This is a genomic window from Fulvivirga sp. M361 (genome assembly GCF_007097395.1).
Lineage (GTDB): Bacteria > Bacteroidota > Bacteroidia > Cytophagales > Cyclobacteriaceae > Fulvivirga.
This window is the reverse complement of the sequence record NZ_VKDC01000129.1, coordinates 1-255: the sequence shown is the minus strand read 5'-3', so window position 1 is coordinate 255 and position 255 is coordinate 1. Positions and strand designations below refer to the sequence as shown.

1 protein-coding gene is annotated in these 255 nt (G+C 52.9%); it reads left to right on the top strand.

What is annotated here, in order from left to right; genetic code table 11:
• Positions 1-255, top strand: a 255-nt coding sequence (locus FNH22_RS32315; RefSeq protein ID WP_185154539.1) for a hypothetical protein, incomplete at both ends; no start/stop codon positions are given.

Sequence of the window (255 nt, the reverse complement as noted above, 5' to 3'; positions counted from 1 at the left end):
TTGAGGTGAGTGATGGTTCAGGCTGTGATGACGGAGTGGCCCCTTTTACCACGGCCGTGACGGTGAACCCAAATCCTGTTTTAACGCTGACCAATACAACCACTAGTTTATGCAGTGGTGACCAGACAGACATTACGTTGAACAGTCCGACGTCCAACCATGTGATCACTGTTACTGGCGTAAGCTACGGTGCTGTCACGGGTGGTGGTGTTCTGGTGGGGGACACGTTTGTGGACGGCGACCAGCTACAAGAGA